We start from the raw sequence: 15,549 nt of genomic DNA, 5'->3' as shown, positions 1-15,549 counted from the left end.
AGGAGGCTCCCGTCACTTCGCTCGCCCCCGCCTCGACCCCGAGCGCCATCGACCAGCAGACGCTGTCGGTCGGGCGCCGCATCCGTCAGCTGCGGCGCGCTCGCGGTCTCACCCTCGTGCAGCTCGCCGCGCGGGCCTCGCTGTCGCACGCGTTCCTCTCGCAGCTCGAACGGGGATTCGGGCGGCCCAGCATGGTCTCGCTCGGGCGCATCGCGTGGGCTTTCGGCTCGTCGCGCGAGTCGTACGGGCAGGCCGAGGCGCGGCTGCTCGTGCACGGCACCCGTCGGTTTCTCCCGATGGAGGTGCGCGGCGCGAACGCCGACCCGGGCGACCACCTGAGCCACGCCGAAGACGAGTTCGCGCACGTCGTCGACGGCACCGTGCTGGTCGATCTCGAAGGCGACGAGACCCGCATCCTGGTGCCCGGCGACTCGATCTACCACACCGGTGGCACCCCGCATCGCTGGTCGGCGGTCGACGAGGGCGGCAACCGTTTGTTCGTCGTCGAAGAGAAGCCGGCGTCGCTGTGAGCCGGGCGTCTTCGTCAGAAGTCGACGGGCTGCACGAGACGCAGTTCGACGTGCGGGTGCTGTCGCGCCGGCCGGGGGCCGACGGCGTCGAGCTGTTCGAGCTGGGGCCAGTCGCCGCTCCGACGGCAGCGGCCTCGGGCGACGGGCGGCAGGATCGGGCGGGCACTCTGCCGGGCTGGACCGCCGGGTCGCACATCGACGTCGCCCTGCCCGACGGGGATGTCCGGCAGTACTCGCTCGTCGGCGCACCCTCCCCGGGCCGGGCCGCCACCTGGACGATCGGCGTGCTGCGAGAGCCGTCGGGCCGCGGTGGCTCGGAGTGGCTGCACTCCACCCTCTTGGCCGGCTCGCTCGTCACCGTGGCCGGCCCCCGCAACCACTTCGAGTTCGTGCCCACGCACGGCACCTCCTCCGTCTTCGTGGCGGGCGGCATCGGCATCACGGCGATCTCGTCGATGGCCGCAGCGGCTCGTCGGGCCGGAGTGCCCTACCAGCTGCACTACGCCGGGCGCTCGCGGTCGACGATGGCGCTGCTCACCGTGCTCACACGGGAGCACGGCGACGCGCTGCGCGTCTATGCCGCCGACGAGGGCGCGCGCCTCGACCTCGTCGGGCTCTTCGCTGACATGCCGCCGTTCACCACGACCTACTGCTGCGGGCCGTCGCGCCTGATCGAGGCGACTGAACTGGCCGGCGCCGGGCGGCAGGTCGTCGTCGAGCGCTTCACGCCGCGCGAGGTCGGGGCGCCGGTGCTCGACTCGTCGTTCGAGGTGGAGCTCGCCGCGACCGGCGTGACGGTCACCGTGCCGCCGTCGCGCAGCATCCTGGAGGTCGCCGAAGAGGCCGGGGCACTCGTGCTGTCGAGCTGCCGCGAAGGGACGTGCGGCACCTGCGAGACCGTCGTGCTCGAGGGCGAGGTCGACCACCGCGATTCGATCCTGACCCCCGACGAGCAGGAGGCGAACGACGTCATGTACGTCTGCGTCTCGCGGGCCGCCTGCCCGCGGCTGGTGCTCGACCTCTAGCGCGCGGCGTGCCTGCCTGCCTCGAGCCACCCGGTCGCGACGCCCCTTCGTCGAATGCGCAAAATCCAGCCCCCCCGAGCCTGTTTCGCACCGGAATCCACGCACTCGACGGCGCGGGCCGCCGAGGGGACGCGAACGCATCGGGCCAGGCCGAGACGGGTGCGTTCATGCCCGTTCGGCGCATTCGACGGCTGCGGCGGGGCGCGAACCGACGGAGCGGCCGCGGGGCACTGCCTCGGGGCAGCAGCCTTACCTTTTCGGCGCGGGCGGGCAGCCCGGGCGAGGCGGGTCTGCCGGAAAGGTAAGGCCAGACGGCCAGCGCGGCCCGGCTAGCGGGGCCGAGGCACCCGCGCGCGCAGCGCAGCCACGAGCGAACCCTCGTCCGCGGTCACCAGCTCGTAGTCGCGCACGACGACGCGCCCCTGCACCACCACGTGGCGCGGGCGACGCCCGGGCGAGGCCCAGAGCAACCCCGCGACCGGGTCGGCGACACCGGCGTCGGCCACGCCCGACACGTCCCACACGCAGAGGTCGGCCCGAGCGCCAGGGCGGAGATGCCCGAGATCCTGCCGCCCGAGCCCCGCTGCACCGCCCGCCGTCGCCATGCCCAGGATCGCGCGAGCCTCGATCGGAGGCCCGACCAGCGGCGCCACCTGCATCGCGAGCCGGGCGTCGGCCAGCAGGTGCCCCGCGTCGTTGCTGCCGCCTCCGGAGGTGCCGAGCCCCACGGTGACCCCCGCCGCCCGGAGCGCCGCGACCGGCGCGATGCCCCAGCCCATCGGCAGGTCGCAGCCGGGCGCGTGGGTGGCCGTGACCCCACAAGCAGCAAGCCGCAGGATCTCGGGTCCGGTCACGTCGCACAGGTGCGCGATCGTCACGTCGGGTGCGAGCCAGCCCCACTCCTCGAGCAGGTCGAGGGCCGGCGGCCGTAGCGTTCGAGGGCGATCGCCGTGTCGACCTGCTCGTTGGCTTGCGTGCGTCGGCGCAGCCCGTGCCGGGCGGCGACCTCGCCGAGCAGCTCGAACGTCTCGCGGCTGTCGCTGTGCACCCCGGCCGGGCCGACCGCGATCTGGAGCATGCCGTCGTCGCGCACACCGCCGGGGGCGCCGGGCACGAGGGCGCCGACGATCGCTTCGGCCGACTCCGCGGCCTGGGCCGGGTCGTCGCGCGCCGACCCCCGCACGAAAACGAGGCGGCCACCCAGCGTCGCTGCCGCATCGGCGACGGCCTGCGCGATCGCCGTGCGGTCGGCGATGGAGGCCTCGGGCCCGGGCCAGTTCAGCTGATGATCGGCCACCGTGGTGACGCCGCTCAGCAGACCCTCGGCGATCCCGACGGCGGCGCTCGCCGCGAGCAGAGACGCATCGATCCCGGCCGTGCCGTACGCCGCCGCCATCGTCGGCAGCCACTCCGCCATCGGCACGCCGCGGGTGCCCGGCAGGGTGCGGAAGGCGCTCTGCAGCAGGTGGTGGTGTGCGTTGACGAGCCCCGGCGTGACGATGCAGTCGGTGGCGTCGAGCGTCTCGTCGTCGGCAACGCCCGACACGGAGCCGGTCTCGACCACGCGGCCGCCGTCGATCGTGACCGTGCCGTTGTCGATCTCCGTCGTCTCGTCGATCACGGTCGTCGTGGCGCCGGTGATCGTCAGCATCCTGGGCTCCGCAGCATCCTGCGTTTCTAGCACTGTCACGTGTCGGGCATGTCACGCGCCCGGCACTCCGCAGCTCGCCGGGGCGGCTCGGGTCGCGCCACGCGTTCCCGTTCGCGCCACTGGATCACGTGGTTCGACCGGCCCCGGGTGGTTCCGGGCCGGGGCGACTCGCCGGGCGTGCTCAGGTCGCACCGCGCACCGCGCACCGCGCACCGCGCGCCCCATTCCGCACCACGGCATCCGGCGGCGCGAGCCGGAGCCCGCGGCGCACCACCCCCGCGGCGCGTCGAGCAACACCCCCGAAACATCCGTGATGTTGACTGGCCGAACAATGGACCTCATCGAAGTGCAGCAGACGCGGGTGCCGCGCACCCGGGCCGAGATCTCGTTCGGGCCGGGCGAGCGCCCGCTCGGCGGCGGCACGTGGCTTTTCTCGGAGGCACAGCCCGGCCTGACCGGGCTCGTCGACCTGACCGCTCTCGGCTGGGAGCCGGTCACGCGCACCGACACCCACCTCGTGATCGCCGCCACGTGCACGCTGGCCGAGCTGACCCGCATCCTTCCCGATGCCGACTGGGCGGCCCACCCGCTGTTCGGCCTGTGCGCGAACTCGCTGCTGATGAGCTTCAAGATCTGGAACATCGCAACGGTCGGCGGCAACATCGCCACGGCCCTGCCGGCGGGAGCCATGACCTCGCTGATGTCCGCCCTCGACGCCACCGCTCTGATCTGGGGCCCCGATGACAGAGAGCGCAGGATGCCAGTGGCCGAGTTCGTCACGGGAGTGCGCCAGACCGCTCTCGGTGAGGGCGAGATCCTGCGTGCCATCGAGATCCCGCTGGCGTCGCTCCGCAGCCGGTTCGCATTCCGGCGAATCGCCCTGTCGAACCTGGGCCGCTCGGGCAGCCTCGTGATCGGGCGGGCGGACGCCGCCAGCGCGGTGGTGTTCACCGTCACCGCCGCGACACCTGCCCCGGTGCAACTCCGCTTCGACGGCCTCCCGACGGCGGCCGCCCTCGAACATGCCGTGGCCGGCATAGACGTATTCCCGGGATGGTATGACGACCCCCACGGCGCGCCGGACTGGCGCGAGGCGGTCTCGAAGCAGTTCGCCCTCGAGATCCTGGCCGAGCTAAGCGTCTCCGGCGATGCGACGGAGGTGACCGCGTGAGGTTCGACGTCAACGGCGAAGAGCTCGACGCCACGCCCCAGCCGGGCCAGGTGCTGCGCACCCTTCTGCGCGAGCTCGACCACTTCGAGGTGAAGAAGGGCTGCGATGCGGGCGACTGCGGGGCGTGCTCGGTGCTGGTCGACGGTGATCCTGTGCACTCGTGCATCTACCCCGCCCACCGGCTCGACGGCAAGCGTGTGACCACCGTCGCCGGTCTCGGGACGCCAGAACACCCGCACCCGATGCAGCAGCAGTTCGTCGACGCCGCGGGGCTGCAGTGCGGGTTCTGCACCGCCGGCATGATCGTGACCGCCTCGACGTTCACCGACGAGCAGAAGGCCGACCCGACCGACCTGCCCCGCCTGCTCAAGGGCAACCTCTGCCGGTGCACCGGCTACCGCTCGGTGCGCGACGCGATCTGCGGCGTCACGAACACGGTGATGCCGGAGGCCGGCAAGGCGGCAGGCACGTCGACGAAGGCCCCCGCCGGCCTGCGCGTCGTGACCGGCACCGAGGAGTACACGCTCGACTTCAAGTCGCCGACCAAGCTGCTGCACCTCGCCGTACTGAAGAGCCCGCACGCGCACGCCCGCATCCTGTCGATCGACACCAGCCGGGCGGAGGCGATGGGGGGCGTCACGACCGTGCTGACGCACCGCGACTCGCCCGCGACCCTCTTCTCGACCGGGCGGCACGAAGACCGCAACGACGACCCCGATGACACTCTCGTCTTCGACACGGTGATGCGCTTCCGCGGCCAGCGCGTGGCGGCAGTCGTGGCGGACAGCGTGCGGATCGCCGAGCTCGCGTTGCGCGAGATCGACGTCGAATACGAGGCGCTGCCGGCCGTCTTCGATCCTGCCGTCGCCCGCGAGCCCGGCTCGCCGCTCGTCCACGGCGAGAAGGGCCCCGAGTCGCGCATCTCCGAGCCGCACCGCAACGTGGTCGCGCAGATGCACGGCGAGCTCGGCGACGTCGAGGCCGCGCTGGCGAGCGCTCACGCCACGGTCGAGGGCACCTGGCAGACCCAGCGCGTCACGCACGCCGCCCTCGAGACGCACGCCGCGCGGGCGTGGCTCGACGATGCCGGGCGACTCGTGGTGCGGACGAGCACGCAGGTGCCGTTCTTGGTGCGCGACGAGCTCTGCCACATCTTCGACCTCGATCCTGACCGGGTTCGCGTCTACGCCGCCCGCGTCGGCGGCGGCTTCGGCGGCAAGCAGGAGCTGCTCACCGAAGACCTCGTCACCCTCGCCGTGCTGCGCACCAGGCAGCCGGTGCAGTACGAGTTCACGCGTGAAGACGAGTTCACGATGGCGCCGACCCGGCACCCGATGCGGGTGGGCGTCAAGGTCGGAGCGACCGCCGACGGCGTCCTGACCGCCCTCGCCGTCGACGAGCTGATGGACACCGGCGCCTACGGCAACCACGGCGTCGGCGTCATGTTCCACAGCGTCGGGGAGTCCATCGCGGTCTACCGCGCACCCAACAAGCGGGTCGACGCCGAGAGCGTCTATACCAACAACGTGCCGAGCGGAGCCTTCCGCGGCTACGGCCTCGGCCAGGTCGTCTTCGCCGTCGAATCGGCAATGGACGAGCTCGCCCGCAAGCTCGGCATCGACCCGTTCGACTTCCGTCGCCGCAATGTGATCGTGGCCGGCGACCCGATGATCGTGATCGACCCCGACGAAGAGACCGACCTGCTGATCGGCAGCTACGGCCTCGACCAGTGCCTCGACCTGGTGCAGAACGCGCTGGCGGGGCCTCCGCCTGCCGACTCCGGGTCGCTCGTCGGCGAGACCGATGTGCCGGTCGGCCCCACCTGGCGATTCGGCGAGGGCATGGGCATCGCGATGATCGCGACCATGCCGCCGCGCGGGCACTTCGCCGACACCACCGTGTCGCTCGGCGCCGACGGCCGCTACACGATCGGCGTCGGCACCGCCGAGTTCGGCAACGGCACCACCACGGTGCACGCGCAGCTCACGGCCAGCGCGCTCGGCACGACGCCCGACCGCGTGATCATCCGGCAGTCCGACACCGACGTCGCCCGCTACGACACCGGGGCCTTCGGCTCGGCCGGGGTCGTCGTCGCGGGCAAAGCCCTCTTCGCCGCGGCCAACAAGCTCAAGGGCGCGATGCTCGTCCGCGCCAGCGCTCTGGTCACCGGGGTCGGAGACACGGGCCAGGATCCCGCGGTGCCGGCGCACACCATGCTCGCCACCGGCGAGCTCCTACCCGACGGGGTGCTCGTGCCGTCCGGCACCTGGGGTGCGGGTCGGCTGGTCACCTTCGCGGAGCTCCTGGCGGGCGGCCCGCTCGTCGCCGACGGCAGCCACGACGGCACGCCGCGGTCGGTCGCGTTCAACGTGCACGGCTTCCGGGTCGCGGTCGACACGGCCACCGGTGAGGTCAGGATCCTGCGCTCCGTCCAGGCGGCAGATGCCGGCACGGTGCTCAACCCCGAGCAGCTGCGGGGCCAGGTCGAGGGCGGCACCGGGCAGGCGATCGGCACGTCGCTCTACGAAGAGGTGCTGAACGACGGCGCCGGGGCCGTCACGACCACCGCATTCCGCAACTACCGTTTTCCGAAGTTCTCCGACCTGCCGGTCACCGAGGTGCACTTCGCGGCGACCCATGACGAGCTCGGGCCGCTCGGCGCGAAGAGCATGAGCGAGGCGCCCTACAACCCCGTGGCGCCCGCGCTGGCGAACGCCATCCGCGACGCGATCGGCGTGCGACCCCACGAGCTGCCGATGTCGCGCGATCGCCTTTGGCGCCTGCTGCAGCAGCCGTAGCCCGTCGAGACCTCACAATCGACGCGTTTCGGGCTCGTTCTTCCGCCGATTCTGAGGTCTCACGGGGTGTCGACGTCGTCGCCGGGCGAGAGGTCGGCGCATTCGACTGCCGTCACCCCGTGAGCGACGAGGTAGGGGCGCGCGCCGCGGTCGGCCTCGCTCGGTGCGGCGAGCTGCGCCAACAGCGCTGGCCAGTGGTCGCGCCCGATGAGCACAGGATGCCCGGGCCTCCCGCCGAAGACGGCCTGTCTCAGAATGCCGGGGCCCAGGCCGCCGTCGACGACGCGCTGGGCGACCGACACGGGCAGCTCGGGCAGGTCGACGAGGGTGATGAGCACTGCGTCGGGTGCGGGTGCGGCGGGTGCTGCCTCGCCACGCGCGTCGGCGGGGGCGGGTGCGGGTGCGGCGGGTGCTGCCTCGCCACGCGCGTCGGCGGCGGCGGCCTCGCCCCCGCGAGCGACCACCGCCGCGAGCCCCGCGCGCAGACTCGCCGCCTGCCCGGTCGCCCAGTCGGGGACCTCGACTACGAGCGCCCCTGCCGGCACCAGCCCGCGTGCCTCGGCAGCAGCGGCCCCGAGCACGACGGTGACGTCGTCGCATCCTGCGCCTCTCAGCAGCTCGACGGCCGACTGCACCCACGGGTTGCCGGCCCCGTCGCGCATGAGGGCCTTCGGCCGGCCCATGCGCGACCCGGCGCCGGCAGCGAGCACGATGCCGCTCAGTCGCCGTTCGATCGTCATCCCCCCATCCTTCCCCACCCCTTCTTTCGGCAGATCCCCGCCTCCCCGACGGAGGGATCGCGCCGGAAAGGAGGGGCCGGGCGCGGCGCTACAGTGGACGGACCATGAGCGACGCCAACGCCAACGACCTCCGCGACAAGCTCCGGGCCGCCCTTCACGTCGAGCGCTGGGTCGACGCCGTGGCTGCCAAGGCGCCGTACTCCGACCTCGACTCGCTCGTGATGGCCGCCTACGACGCCGCGACGCCTCTGACCCCCGCCGAGATCGACGAGGCCGTCGCCGCCCACCCTCGCATCGGCGAGCAACCCGCCGGCTCGTCGCGCGCGGAGTCGCTCAGCCGCAGCGAACAGTCCGCCCCCGATGCCGACGACGAAGCCCTCGCCGCGGCCATCGCCCGGGGCAACGAGGCTTACGAACTGCGCTTCGGCCGCGTCTTCCTCATCCGCGCCGCCGGCCGCACCCGCGCCGAGGTGCTCGGTGAGCTGACTCGCCGCCTCGAGCTCGACGACGCCACCGAGCTCGCCATCGTCGGCGAGCAGCTGCGCGACATCGCCCTGCTGCGCATCGAGACGATCTTCCAGGCGGGCCTCGCCGAGTCGGGCCTGTTGTGAGACAGGCGCTGCGGTGAGCCACGTCACGACGCACGTGCTCGACTCGAGCGTCGGCCGCCCTGCCGCCAGGGTTGCCGTCGAGCTGCAGGATGCCACCGGTCACCGCATAGCCGCCGGTGTCACCGACGCAGACGGCCGCGTCGCCACTCTCGGCCCCGACCTGCTCGCGCCCGGCCCCTACCGCCTGGTCTTCGCGACGGAGCCCTACTTCGCGGCCAGCGGCACGCCGACCTTCTACCCGCAGGTCACGCTCGACTTCGCCGTCACCGACGAGTCGCATTATCACGTGCCGCTGCTCCTCAGCCCCTTCGCGTACAGCACGTACCGCGGCAGCTGACCCGCTGCGGCGGGTGACCTCCGCGCGCCCGTGGCTCCGCTGCGCGTGGCCCGCCGCTGCGGCGGCGCAGCCGGCCGACGACACTTCGGCCGTAAAGGATCGAGGAGAAACCGTCTCCGCGCGACAGCGCCAAGCCCGAAAACCCTCCGCCGCAGCAGAATCTCCTCGCAATTGAGAGGAGAAAGAGAGAGGGGGGGCGCGGGGAGCGGGCTCGGCGGCTCAGTAGTCGGTGCGCGCCTCGGCAGCGAGCCAGGTGTCGAACGGCAGGGAGGCGTCGGCGGGCCGGGCGGACTCGACGCTGACGCTCCACGTCGATCGGTCGCGGGCGAAGAGCTCGTAGAACTCGAGGTCGTCGAAGCCCCCGCGCGCGGCGTCGTATCGGTCGGCGGCGAAGACCACCCGGTCGACCCGCGACCAGAGTGCGGCTGCGAGGCAGAGCGGGCAGGGCTCGCACGACGTGTAGAGGGTCGCGCCGGCGAGCGAGAACGAGCCGACGGCCTGGCAGGCGGCCCGGATCGCGACGACTTCGGCGTGCGCGGTCGGGTCGAGGTCGCGGGTCACGCGGTTCTGGCCCTCGGCGATGAGGTCGCCGTCGGCGCCGACGATGAGCGCGCCGAACGGGCCGCCGCCGTCGCCGACATTGGCCGTCGCGAGGTCGATGGCCCGGGCGAGCCAGGTCGCGTCGACGTCGGAGGGCACGGAGGCGTCAGGCGAGACGGAGGCGCCAGGAGACACGGAGCCGTCAGAAGGTACGGAGGAGCCAGAAAGCCCGGAGACGTCAGGCGACACGGAGCCACCCGCCCCGCTCACGCCAGCCCCGCCGATGCGCGCCACGCCGAGTGCGCCGCCGGCGCGTCGTCGCGTGTCACCGCCGCTTCGATCAGCCCGTACGGCCGGTCGGCCGCCCAGAAGACCTCCTGCTTGTTCTCGATGCCGAAACGCCCGATGTCGTAGGTGAAGTGGTGCTTGTTCGGGGCCTTCAGCCGCACCTCGGCGATGAAGTCGAACTCTTCGAGCACGGCCTTCCCCATGTGGAAGAGCGTCTGCTGCAGGGCGAGCGAGTGCAGGGTCGCGAAGTGCTTCACCATCAGGGCTTCGACTGCCGGGTAGACCGCCTCGAAGTCGACGTCCACGGTGCTGAACCGCCACTGCGCCTGAAGCGCCGTCGCCATGATCCTGTCCGTCTCCTCGGGCAGGGTCGTGTACTCGTCCTTCAAGAAGCCGGTGAACTCGGATCCTGTGCTCTTGAGCAGCGTCAGGTCTTTCAACCCGCCGATGACGTACTCGCCGGTCTCGTCGACGGTGACGGCGGCTGTGCGCACCTCCTGCCCCGTGCGGAGCCAGGTGTGGTCGTGCTCGGCCCCGTCGACGATCGCGCGCTCCCAGGCGTACTCCTCGACCTCGATGCGGGCGCCGGTGACGGGCTCGACGTCGTGCACGAAGTGTCGGGCCAGTTCGAGCCCGAACGCCTCGGGCGACGTGACGCCCTTCGTCTTGGCGAACGCGTACGCGGTGTTCTTCTGCGTGTCGGTCGGCAGCACGTTCGACTGGTCGCCCTCGAGGTAGGCGTTCTCGAACGGGCCGCGTAGGGCCGTCGTCACGTTGAGGTCGCGGATCTCGTGCCGCGGGGAATCGCGGGTGATGCGCACGAGCCGCGACTCTGCTTTGCCGTACTGGATGTCGCCGAGGATGATCGCCATGGCCGAGAGTCTGTCAACAAAATGTGACCGGGGTGTTTCGTGCGGGTCTCGACCAGCGGTGGCGTCGGCACGATGCGACGGCTGCAGGATGCGGGCACGTCGCGTCGCGCCCCGACCGCACAATCGTCAGCGGTCGCCGGCCTGATCCAGGGCCGCGATCAGCGCAGCGCCGTCGCTCACGTCGAAGAAGCCCATCACCCGCTGGCTGCTGAAGAGGTCCAGCCCGGAGTTGGGCGGCCACCCGCCACGTCGCCCACCGAACATGCCTCCGCCGAACAGCCCGCCGCCGAAGTACCCGCCCCACGCCGAGCTGTTCCACACGACGGTGACATGCGATCGATCCCTCGACCGGGTGGTGGTCCGGTCGACGCTCTTCACGCTCGTGTCGACTGTGGTTCGCCCCGAGACGGTGAACGCTCGACGATCGGTCACGGCGTAGGTCGTCGTGCGCTTCCGGTGGGCTTTGACGAAGAAGCGCCCGACGATCAGGTAGAGGCCGATCACGCAGAACACTCCGCCGAAGAGCGGGAGGAATGAAGGTCCGCCCTCCAGTAATACCTGCGACTCCCAGAAGATCGCGAAACCGCCCCAGAGCAGGCTGAACGGCACGATGAACGCGTCCGACTTCGAGAAGACGACGCGAGGGTCGCCCCGACCCGACCACAGCAGGCGCTCACCCGGTCGGAGCTCGTGGCGGGCGGCAGTGTCGGGCGTCATGGTCACAGTCGGAGGCTATTCGCGGTGGGCCCTGCGCGTCCGCCGAGCCGCATCGTGCAGGACGCAATGGCCACAGGACGCGACGGTTGCAGGATGCGAGGAGGTCGCCTCAGCCCGCCGACCCCACCCCGAGCGGGTCGAGCTGCTCGGGCGTCGCATCGTCGGCGTTGGTCGATGCGCTGAGCTCGCTCCACTCGGCATCTCGTGACGCTAGCGTCGACCCGACCCACCCGGCGACGGTGACCGCGTCGCTGCCGGCGAGCAGCCGGGCCGGCGGCGCGTCGAGGGCGGCCACCGTCAGCACGAGCTGCGCCACCTTGTCGGGGTCGCTGGCGCCGATCGAGTCACCCGTGTGCATCGCGCCCATCGCGCCGACGGTCGGCTCGTAGCCGGGGCTGACGGGCGCGAGCGTCATCGACGATCCGGCCCAGTCGGTGCGCATGCCGCCGGGCTCGATCGCCGTGGCGAACAGCCCGAGGGGCGCGATCTCCTTCGCCAGCACCTCGGTGAACCCGCCGACGCCCCATTTGGCCGCCTGGTAGGCGCTGAGGCCCGGGGTGGACGCGCGACCGCCGACCGACGAGATCTGGATGATGCGACCCGAGCCCTGCGCGTGCATCGACGGCAGCACGGCTTTCGTCAGCGCGATCACGCCGAAGAGGTTCGTGTCGATCTGCCGCCGGAACGACTCGAGCGTCGTGTCCTCGACGCTGCCGAGGTCGGCGTAGCCGGCGTTGTTCACCAGCACGTCGATTCGGCCGAAGTGTGCGAGCGCCGCATCGACGGCATCCGTGACGGCCGAGGGGGAGGCGACGTCGAGCGGCAGCGTCAACACGCGAGCCGGGTCGGGGGCGGCGGCGACGAGGTCGTCGAGCGAGTGCGGGTCGCGCGCGGTGGCGACCAGCCGGTGGCCGGCGGCGATGACCGCGCGGGCGATCGAGCGCCCCAACCCCCGGCTCGAGCCGGTGACGAAGAAGACGGTGTCGGATCCTGAGGTCATGGGTTCTCTCCTAAATGAATACTCATTCAGTAATACCGCTTCCGGCGGGAGACTGTCAACTGAACGTTCATTCAACAAAGAGCGGCACGTAGAATCAGCGCATGAGAACCCGCGACCCCGAGGCGAAGAAGCGCCAGCTCATCGAGGCCGCGACTGTCGAATTCGCCCGGTACGGCATCGCCGGCGCCCGCATGGATCGCATCGCGACCGCCGCCCAATGCAGCGCTGGGCTCGTCTACACCTACTTCAGCGGCAAAGACGAGCTGTTCGACGCCGTCTTCGACCGGATCGTCGCCCGCACCATGAGCGACATCCCGATCACCGTCGACGACCTGCCCGAATACGCCGGCCGACTCTTCGACGGCTACGTCGCGCATCCCACCGTGCAGCGCATCGCCAGCTGGCACCGCCTCGAGCGAACGGCGAGTGCCGGGCTGATCCCCGCGAGCATGACCGAGAAGGCTGACAGGATCCGAGAGGCGCAGGATCGAGGGCAGCTCACGAACCGGTTCGCGGCGATCGACCTGCTGACGCTGATCCTGCAGCTCAGCGGCACGTGGCACACCGCCGAGCCCGAGCTCGACGTGCTGACCGAGGCTCACGACGACGCGCATCGGCGCCAGGTCGTCGTCGACGCGGTCGCCGCCTTGCTGCGCGACTGAGCGCCGAAGCGCCCGGGCGGCGGCACCGCCTCTGCGCGCCTCCCGAATACTTTCAGGGGCAACCATTATGGTCGCCAGGTGGTTTCCAAAGCAGAGCAGGCGGCTCGTCGCCGCGCCAAGGTCGAGGCCTTTCGCAAGCAGGAGGAGGCGACGCAGCGTCGTCGTCTCATCTTCATCATTGCGGGTGCCGTCGTCACGGCGGTGATCATCGTCTTCATCTTCCTCGGCTACAACGGTCGCTTCGGCGGCGGCTACGTCAAGAACAAGCCGTCGGCCACCTCGCAGCAGATCATCCCTGCCGGCCCCGAGAGCAGCACGGTCACGAAGCAGGCGACCGTGACCAAGGTCGCCAACACCTCGGGAATCTCGGGAGTGACCGCCTACGACACCGACGGCTGGCCCGGCGACGGCTCGGCACACGTCGGCGCCCTCGAGCACGACCATGTCACCGGCCCGGTCACCTACTCGATCACGCCCCCGGTCGGCGGCCCGCACAACGCGATCTGGATGAACGCCGGCGTCTACACGAAGCCCGTGCCGACCGAACGTGCGGTGCACAATCTCGAGCACGGCGCGGTCTGGATCACCTACGACCCCGATCTCTCGAAGGCCGACGTCAAGAAGCTCACGGCATTCGTCGGCAAGCAGACCATGATCCCCGAGAGCGAGCAGGGCGTCACCGATCAGGCGAACCGCTACATCGACCTCACCCCGTGGGCCTCCAACACCCTGCCCTCGAAGGTCGTGATCTCGTCCTGGGGCTACCAGTTGCAGGTCTCGAGCCCGACCGACCCGCGCCTGCAGAAGTTCGTCGACACCTTCCGCCACAACGCGAAGTACACCCCGAGTTCGGCGCCGCCGTCGACGGCGTGCCCATCCAGACCGGCGGCCGCCCGGCCACCGACGGCAGCCGCAAGGCGAACCCGTCCGGCAGCGCGAACTAGCGGGGGCCTCGCGCTCAGGCCACCGGCCGCTGCGCCTTCGGGAGCGTGGCGATCACGAGCCGGTACGACTCGTCGATCAGGTCGGCCTCGAGGCCTTCGGGCAGCGAGCCGTCGAGCTCGACCGTGATCCAGTGCCGCTTGTTCATGTGGTATCCCGGCGTGACGGCGTCGTGCTCGCGCACCAGCTCCTCGGCGTCGGGCGGGCTGCACTTGAGAGTGATCGACGCCTGGTCGGAGTCGAGGGGCACGATGGCGAAGACCTTGCCGCGCACCGTGAAGACGGCGGTCTCGAACCCGAACGGGTGCTTCAGCTCGGCGGCCGGCCGGTTCGTGCAGAAGTCGAGCGCTGCATCCTGCTCCATGCCCTCGATCCTGCCGCACCGGCCGCGCCGCGTCGATGGGCCGGTTAGCATTGCGGCGGCCGTGTTCGCGGTCGGCACGACCTCACGAGAACGGCGGTGCGCCATGGCGAAGGTCGCCCAGCTGCGCCACTTCGTGGTCGCGGCCGAAGAGCTGCACATGCCGCGCGCGGCGCAGAGGCTCGACATCTCGCGGCAGAAGCTCAACTCGTCGATCGCCGCCGTCGAGGCCGACTACGGTCGCGCGCTGTTCGACCCGACGGCTGTCGAGACGCGCCTGACGAAGACCGGCGAACGGGCCCTGGCCGACGCGCGTGACGAGCTCGCCAAGCCGTCCACCCCGGCTCCTGCGCCGCCTCGGCCCGCCGGCGGCAAGGCCAAGGCCTCGAAGGGCAAGGGCCGCGCACCCGTGGTCAAGGGCGAGCCCAAACCGTTCAAGAAGCGTCAGGGGCGCTAGGCAGGATCCGGCATCTCGCCCGATCGGGAATCTTTCGTGGCGAGCTGAGTTGCTCTAAACAACTCAGATCGACTCCGAACGAAAGAAGACCCTCATGCCCACGTCACTCGAAAACGCCGTCGTCCTCGTCACCGGTGCGAACGGAGGCCTCGGCGAAGAGTTCGTCGCCCAGGCCCTCGCCCGCGGCGCAGCGAAGGTCTACGCCACCGCTCGCACTCCTCGCGCCTGGGACGACTCCCGCGTGGTGCCGCTCGCCCTCGACGTCACCAGCGCCGAGTCGGTGGCCGCAGCCGTCACCGCCGCGCCCGACACCACCATCCTGATCAACAACGCCGGCATCTCGCGCCGCGAAGAGAACTCGTTCACCGACAACTCCCTCGACGCCGTGCGCGCCCTCTTCGAGACGAACTTCTTCGGGGCCGTGCGCGTCGTGCAGGAGTTCGCGCCAGTGCTCGACCACAACGGCGGCGGCGCCATCGTCGACGTGCACTCGGTACTCAGCTGGATCGGTATCAGCGGGATCTACTCGGCGACGAAGGCGGCGTTCTGGTCGGCGACGAACTCCTTCCGTCTCGACCTCGCGCCGCAGGGCACGCACGTGCTGGGGCTGCACCTCGGCTACACCGCGACGCCGATGACCCGCGGCATCGATGCCGAGATGGGCGAGGCCGCCGACGTGGTGCGCGACGCCTACGACGGCCTGGAGGCGGGCGCGTACGAGGTGCTGGCCGACCAGATCAGCCGCGATGTGAAGGCCGGGCTGGCCGAGCCGCTCGAAGCGCTCTACCCGCAGCTCGTCGGCTCGGGCGTCGCGTCGGCGTAGTCTTCCCGCCGCCACCGGGCCGGG

General features: G+C 71.2%; 18 protein-coding genes. 10 read left to right on the top strand and 8 right to left on the bottom strand.

Going from position 1 to position 15,549, the window contains the following annotated elements:
* The first annotated feature begins 116 nt into the window (after window positions 1–116).
* Window positions 117–530 (top strand): helix-turn-helix domain-containing protein, encoded by a 414-nt coding sequence (locus tag AX769_RS03125; RefSeq protein WP_066275844.1) that lies wholly within the window; start codon window positions 117–119, stop codon window positions 528–530.
* Window positions 527–1,555 (top strand): PDR/VanB family oxidoreductase, encoded by a 1,029-nt coding sequence (locus tag AX769_RS03120; protein ID WP_239451921.1) that lies wholly within the window; start codon window positions 527–529, stop codon window positions 1,553–1,555. Before AX769_RS03125 ends, AX769_RS03120 begins: the two co-directional genes overlap by 4 nt.
* A gap of 329 nt (window positions 1,556–1,884) precedes the next feature.
* Here the strand turns inward: AX769_RS03120 and AX769_RS25640 are convergent, their stop codons facing one another.
* A complete protein-coding gene (locus AX769_RS25640) occupies window positions 1,885–2,409 on the bottom strand; it encodes an amidohydrolase family protein (protein WP_255359418.1) in 525 nt (174 codons plus the stop codon).
* Window positions 2,410–2,429: 20 nt separating this feature from the next.
* The gene (locus AX769_RS25635; RefSeq protein ID WP_255359417.1) at window positions 2,430–3,245 is read right to left on the bottom strand and encodes an amidohydrolase family protein; all 816 of its coding nucleotides are present in this window, start codon (window positions 3,243–3,245) and stop codon (window positions 2,430–2,432) included.
* 292 nt (window positions 3,246–3,537) lie between these two features.
* On the opposite strand from AX769_RS25635, the gene AX769_RS03110 reads away from it, so the two are divergent.
* Entirely contained in the window at window positions 3,538–4,377 is an 840-nt protein-coding gene (locus AX769_RS03110; protein ID WP_066275842.1) for a xanthine dehydrogenase family protein subunit M, read from the top strand.
* Entirely contained in the window at window positions 4,374–7,175 is a 2,802-nt protein-coding gene (locus tag AX769_RS03105; RefSeq protein ID WP_066275837.1) for a molybdopterin-dependent oxidoreductase, read from the top strand. The genes AX769_RS03110 and AX769_RS03105 overlap by 4 nt, the downstream gene beginning before the upstream one ends.
* Before the next feature lie 59 nt (window positions 7,176–7,234).
* On the opposite strand, the gene AX769_RS03100 is transcribed toward AX769_RS03105, so the two are convergent.
* Window positions 7,235–7,915 (bottom strand): NTP transferase domain-containing protein, encoded by a 681-nt coding sequence (locus AX769_RS03100; RefSeq protein WP_066275834.1) that lies wholly within the window; start codon window positions 7,913–7,915, stop codon window positions 7,235–7,237.
* Between the two features lie 104 nt (window positions 7,916–8,019).
* Between AX769_RS03100 and uraD the strand changes: the two genes are divergently transcribed.
* Both uraD and uraH read left to right on the top strand, forming a co-directional pair.
* The gene (uraD, locus tag AX769_RS03095) at window positions 8,020–8,526 is read left to right on the top strand and encodes a 2-oxo-4-hydroxy-4-carboxy-5-ureidoimidazoline decarboxylase (protein WP_066275832.1); all 507 of its coding nucleotides are present in this window, start codon (window positions 8,020–8,022) and stop codon (window positions 8,524–8,526) included.
* A 13-nt stretch (window positions 8,527–8,539) separates the two neighbouring features.
* On the top strand, window positions 8,540–8,863 hold the full coding sequence (gene uraH, locus AX769_RS03090) for a hydroxyisourate hydrolase (protein WP_066275830.1): 324 nt from the start codon (window positions 8,540–8,542) through the stop codon (window positions 8,861–8,863).
* Window positions 8,864–9,082: 219 nt separating this feature from the next.
* Here the strand turns inward: uraH and AX769_RS03085 are convergent, their stop codons facing one another.
* The 4 genes from AX769_RS03085 to AX769_RS03070 form a co-directional block, all read right to left on the bottom strand.
* Window positions 9,083–9,598 (bottom strand): nucleoside deaminase, encoded by a 516-nt coding sequence (locus AX769_RS03085; protein WP_369824060.1) that lies wholly within the window; start codon window positions 9,596–9,598, stop codon window positions 9,083–9,085.
* Between the two features lie 71 nt (window positions 9,599–9,669).
* Window positions 9,670–10,563: a factor-independent urate hydroxylase gene (pucL, locus tag AX769_RS03080; protein ID WP_066275826.1), complete on the bottom strand. Its 894-nt coding sequence runs from the start codon at window positions 10,561–10,563 to the stop codon at window positions 9,670–9,672.
* Window positions 10,564–10,689: 126 nt separating this feature from the next.
* A complete protein-coding gene (locus AX769_RS03075) occupies window positions 10,690–11,286 on the bottom strand; it encodes a hypothetical protein (protein WP_157887417.1) in 597 nt (198 codons plus the stop codon).
* 103 nt (window positions 11,287–11,389) lie between these two features.
* Window positions 11,390–12,280 carry an SDR family NAD(P)-dependent oxidoreductase gene (locus tag AX769_RS03070; RefSeq protein ID WP_066275824.1) on the bottom strand — a complete coding sequence of 297 codons (891 nt, stop codon included), beginning with the start codon at window positions 12,278–12,280 and terminating at the stop codon, window positions 11,390–11,392.
* Window positions 12,281–12,381: 101 nt separating this feature from the next.
* Between AX769_RS03070 and AX769_RS03065 the strand changes: the two genes are divergently transcribed.
* Together AX769_RS03065 and AX769_RS03060 are read left to right on the top strand one after the other, a co-directional pair.
* Complete coding sequence (locus AX769_RS03065) at window positions 12,382–12,942, top strand: TetR/AcrR family transcriptional regulator (RefSeq protein ID WP_066275822.1); 561 nt, start codon at window positions 12,382–12,384, stop codon at window positions 12,940–12,942.
* 78 nt (window positions 12,943–13,020) lie between these two features.
* Window positions 13,021–14,013 (top strand): DUF3105 domain-containing protein, encoded by a 993-nt coding sequence (locus AX769_RS03060; protein WP_066275819.1) that lies wholly within the window; start codon window positions 13,021–13,023, stop codon window positions 14,011–14,013.
* On the opposite strand, the gene AX769_RS03055 is transcribed toward AX769_RS03060, so the two are convergent.
* Window positions 13,901–14,248 (bottom strand): MmcQ/YjbR family DNA-binding protein, encoded by a 348-nt coding sequence (locus tag AX769_RS03055; RefSeq protein WP_066275816.1) that lies wholly within the window; start codon window positions 14,246–14,248, stop codon window positions 13,901–13,903. The two genes, AX769_RS03060 and AX769_RS03055, sit on opposite strands and share 113 nt — an antisense overlap.
* A 103-nt stretch (window positions 14,249–14,351) precedes the next feature.
* Here AX769_RS03055 and AX769_RS03050 point away from each other — a divergent pair, with 103 nt between their 5' ends.
* Both AX769_RS03050 and AX769_RS03045 read left to right on the top strand, forming a co-directional pair.
* Complete coding sequence (locus AX769_RS03050) at window positions 14,352–14,702, top strand: LysR family transcriptional regulator (RefSeq protein WP_066283118.1); 351 nt, start codon at window positions 14,352–14,354, stop codon at window positions 14,700–14,702.
* A 94-nt stretch (window positions 14,703–14,796) separates the two neighbouring features.
* Window positions 14,797–15,525, top strand: coding sequence for an SDR family oxidoreductase (locus AX769_RS03045; protein WP_066275814.1), 729 nt, complete (start codon window positions 14,797–14,799; stop codon window positions 15,523–15,525).
* Window positions 15,526–15,549 lie beyond the last annotated feature (24 nt).

The sequence above is a fragment of the Frondihabitans sp. PAMC 28766 genome (assembly GCF_001577365.1).
Lineage (GTDB): Bacteria > Actinomycetota > Actinomycetes > Actinomycetales > Microbacteriaceae > Frondihabitans.
Note: the sequence above shows the minus strand (reverse complement) of the source record. Positions and strands in the feature narration are given on the sequence as shown.

Bases quoted from the DNA above. Each gene is read 5' to 3' on its own strand.
- AX769_RS03100 (WP_066275834.1), bottom strand. From the start codon at position 7,915: ATGACGATCGAACGGCGACTGAGCGGCATCGTGCTCGCTGCCGGCGCC.
- AX769_RS03050 (WP_066283118.1), top strand. From the start codon at position 14,352: ATGGCGAAGGTCGCCCAGCTGCGCCACTTCGTGGTCGCGGCCGAAGAG.
- AX769_RS03055 (WP_066275816.1), bottom strand. From the start codon at position 14,248: ATGGAGCAGGATGCAGCGCTCGACTTCTGCACGAACCGGCCGGCCGCC.
- AX769_RS03070 (WP_066275824.1), bottom strand. From the start codon at position 12,280: ATGACCTCAGGATCCGACACCGTCTTCTTCGTCACCGGCTCGAGCCGG.
- uraD (WP_066275832.1), top strand. From the start codon at position 8,020: ATGAGCGACGCCAACGCCAACGACCTCCGCGACAAGCTCCGGGCCGCC.
- AX769_RS03045 (WP_066275814.1), top strand. From the start codon at position 14,797: ATGCCCACGTCACTCGAAAACGCCGTCGTCCTCGTCACCGGTGCGAAC.
- pucL (WP_066275826.1), bottom strand. From the start codon at position 10,563: ATGGCGATCATCCTCGGCGACATCCAGTACGGCAAAGCAGAGTCGCGG.
- AX769_RS03065 (WP_066275822.1), top strand. From the start codon at position 12,382: ATGAGAACCCGCGACCCCGAGGCGAAGAAGCGCCAGCTCATCGAGGCC.
- AX769_RS03110 (WP_066275842.1), top strand. From the start codon at position 3,538: ATGGACCTCATCGAAGTGCAGCAGACGCGGGTGCCGCGCACCCGGGCC.